The organism is Ideonella azotifigens, from assembly GCF_006519715.1.
Classification (GTDB): Bacteria; Pseudomonadota; Gammaproteobacteria; order Burkholderiales; family Burkholderiaceae_C; genus Ideonella; species Ideonella azotifigens.
Map to the genome: position 1 here is coordinate 1 of NZ_VIDT01000631.1, position 3240 is coordinate 3240.

The following is a 3240-nucleotide window of genomic DNA, read 5'->3' on the forward strand; positions in this document are numbered from 1 at the left end:
CGGGGCCGTCACCGGTCCGGTGTCCGCTTCCAGGTCCATCTCCGCCTGGGCGACCGGCAAGGCATCCAGTGTCGGGCCGGGCATCACGGTGGCATGCGCGCGCAGCCAGGCAGGCAGGTCCGGCCCCGGCATCGGCCGGCCGATCAGGTAACCCTGCATCAAGCGGCACTGCAGGCTGCGCAGCAGGTTCATCTGCGCGCTGGTTTCCACGCCTTCGGCCACCACGCGCAGGTTCAGCGCCTGCGCCAGCGAGATGATCAGGTGGATGACTTCGCTGGCCTTGGGCTCCCGGCCCAGCTTGTTGACGAAGGAACGGTCGATCTTCAGCTCGGAGATCGGCAATTCGGTCAGGTACTGCAGCGACGAATAGCCGGTGCCGAAATCGTCCACCGAGATCTGCACGCCCACTTCATTGAGCCGGCGCAGCGTGGGCAGGATGCTTTGCAGGTCCTTCATCAGGCTGCTCTCGGTGATTTCGAGCAGCAGCATGCGGTGCGGAATGCCGTAAGGGCTGACCGAGGCATGGATCAGCTCGACCAGGTCGTGGCGCAGGAACATGCGGCTGGGCATGTTGACCGCGATGGACTCCGAAAAGCCAAAACCCAGCTGCCATTCGCGCGCCTGGCGCGCCGCCTCGCGCAGTGCCCATTCGGACAGCGGCACGATCAGGCCGGTTTCCTCGGCCATCGGGATGAATTCGTTGGGTGGCACCAGCGTCTCGCCACGGCGCCAGCGCATCAAGGCTTCCACGCCGACCAGCCTGCCGGTCTGCGCCTCGACCTTGGGCTGGTAATACAGCACCAGCTCGTTGCGCTCGATGGCCTTGTGCAGCGCGGTTTCCAGCTCCAGCTTCTCGCGGTCACGCACCGCAAGGTTGGGCGAATAGGTCATCGCGTCGTTGCGGCCGCGGTCCTTGGCGGCATACATCGCCACGTCGGCATTGCGCATCAGGTCGGCCACCGTCTGGCCGTCGCGCGGGTACAGCGCAATGCCGATGCTGGCGGTGGCGAAGAACTCCTGGTCGGCCACGTAGACCGGCTCGCGCAGCGCTTCGAGGATGCGTTGCGCCACGGCCTGGGCGTCGGCCTCGCCGGCCACCTCGGGCAGCAGCGCGACGAATTCATCGCCGCCCAGCCGGCCCACCGCTTCCAGCGCCCTGTGGAAACGCGCGCCGACCGCTTCGACGGTGCCGTCGAAGATCTGGTCGCTGTGGCGCACGCAGCTGCGCAGCCGCATCGAAACCGACAGCAGCAGCTCGTCGCCAGCCGAATGGCCCAGCGTGTCGTTGATCTTCTTGAAGCGGTCCAGGTCGATCATCAGCACCGCCATCTGGTGGCCCATGCGGCGCGCCTGTTCCAGCGCCCGCTCGGCGCGCCAGTGCAGCTGGCGGCGGTTCGGCAGCTGGGTCAGCGGATCCTTGTTGGCCAGCTTGCGGATCGAGTCTTCGGCCTGGTGGCGCTCGGTCACGTCCTGCACGATGCCGGTGTAGCCGATGCACTGGCCGTATTCGCCGAACTCAGGTTCGCCTTCGACGTGGATGATGCGGTTGCGCTTGACGCCGCGCGACAGCGGCACGTCCATCGCAATGCCGAACACCTGGCGCACGATCTGCCGCACGCCGCGCACCAGCGAATGCCGCTCGTCGCGCGTCATCATGCGCAGCAGGTCGCGGAAGCTGAGGCGGTCGTCCGGCCCGCTGCCAAACACGCGTAGCGCCTCTTCCGAAAGCTCCAGCCCGGCCGGCAGGCCGTGGCCCGGCTGCTGCCACCATTCGAAGCTGCCCATGCGGGCCAGGTCCTGCGCGCGCGCCAGCTTGGCCCGGCTGCGGATCAGCTCCTGCTGGGTGCGGGCCGAGCGCAGCATGTAGCGCAGCCGTCCGGCGAGCAGGCTCCACTGGTTGGACTTGACGAAGAAGTCGGTCGCACCGGCGTCGTAGGCGCGCTGGATGGAGGCTTCGTCGGCCAGGCCGGTCAGCATCAGCACCGGCACGTTTTCCAGGCCGTACATGTTGCGCAGCTCTTCGCAGGTCTCGAAGCCGTCGAGCCCAGGCATGCGCGCGTCCAGCACCACCAGGTCGGGTATCCAGCCGCCGAGGATGCGCAGCGCCTCGTCGCCGTTGTTGGCCTGGGTGACGTCGAAGCCGTGCTGGGTCAGCGCGGCGGCCACCAGCATCAGGTTGACGTCGTCGTCGTCAACCAGCAGCACCTTGGGTCGCTCCTCGGTCAAGGGCAACGCCGAAGCATTGCTCCCCATCATGCGGCCCCGCCTTCGAGCAAGGCCCTCACCGCGGCATCGGCGGCCACTGCGGCCGCATCGAACTTCAGCGCCAGCGCCGGCACCCGCTCGGGCTGGTCCAGCCGCACCGCCTCTTCCAGCGCAGCGCACAGGCGCGACAGCGGCAGCGCACCCACGCTGGCCGAAGCCGACTTCAGCGCATGGGCGGCATGCGACAAGGCCCTCAGGTCACCCGCCGCATGCGCAGCCGCGACCGCGTCGCGCTGGTTCTGCAGCGAGCGAAGAAAAGTGTCCAGCACCCGCTTGACGAAGCCCGAACTGCCCTGGGGATCGAGCGCCCGCAGTTGGTCGAGGCTGGCAGAGTCCAGCACAGGTGCGTTGTCGCCGGCATCTAGCATCTTGCAATCTTGTCCGGTCGGGGTGCCGACCGGCAGTTGGTTGTGTCGCCATTCTGCCTTCGCCACACGCGATTTTGGCACTCCCAAGGAAACGGCCTTGCGCAAGCATCATGCGGCATCCCATGCACGTCAAGGCGGAATTGCCGCCATCGTGAATACGAGCAGCGGGAATATGTCGCGCGACTGTGCGGTTTGCCCCTTGCAAGCGGATCGTCTCCTTACAATCCGCGCCATGCGCCGATCCCTGTCTGCCTGCGCGTTCGCCCCGGCGTCTGCTCGCGCATCGCGCGGGCGCAGCCTCACGGCCACGGTGCTGTGGGCCGGCCTGCTGGCGCTGGCCATCCTGCTGGTATGGTCGCTCGCCGCCGCGCCGGGCAATCCGGAAGGCCTGAGCGGGCCCTGGTCCTGGCTGCCCATGCTGGCCTTTGGCGGCGTGTGCGCACTCGCCGGCCTGCTGTGGGGCCGCCAAAGCCTGGCACATCAGCTGCGCAGCGCCACCCAGAACGAACAAAGCCTGACCGAGCTGGCCGACAGCTTTGTCTGGCGCAGCGACGCCCAGCACCGCGTGCAGGGCTGGCGCCCACCGCATGGCGCTGCGCCTGCAGCC

General features: G+C 67.9%; 3 protein-coding genes. 1 reads left to right on the forward strand and 2 read right to left on the reverse strand.

Features of this window, described 5'->3' with window-relative positions; all coding sequences use genetic code 11:
* Positions 1–2256 (reverse strand): putative bifunctional diguanylate cyclase/phosphodiesterase (locus tag FKP22_RS25340; protein ID WP_233446968.1); only part of this gene is annotated, 2256 nt, incomplete at its 3' end.
* Positions 2253–2633, reverse strand: coding sequence for an Hpt domain-containing protein (locus FKP22_RS25345; protein WP_141290495.1), 381 nt, complete (start codon positions 2631–2633; stop codon positions 2253–2255). The genes FKP22_RS25345 and FKP22_RS25340, both read right to left, overlap by 4 nt.
* 232 nt (positions 2634–2865) lie before the next feature.
* Here FKP22_RS25345 and FKP22_RS25350 point away from each other — a divergent pair.
* On the forward strand, positions 2866–3240 hold a 375-nt coding region (locus FKP22_RS25350), incomplete at its 3' end, for a hypothetical protein (protein WP_211361578.1).

Bases quoted from the DNA above. Each gene is read 5' to 3' on its own strand.
- FKP22_RS25345 (WP_141290495.1), bottom strand. From the start codon at position 2,633: ATGCTAGATGCCGGCGACAACGCACCTGTGCTGGACTCTGCCAGCCTC.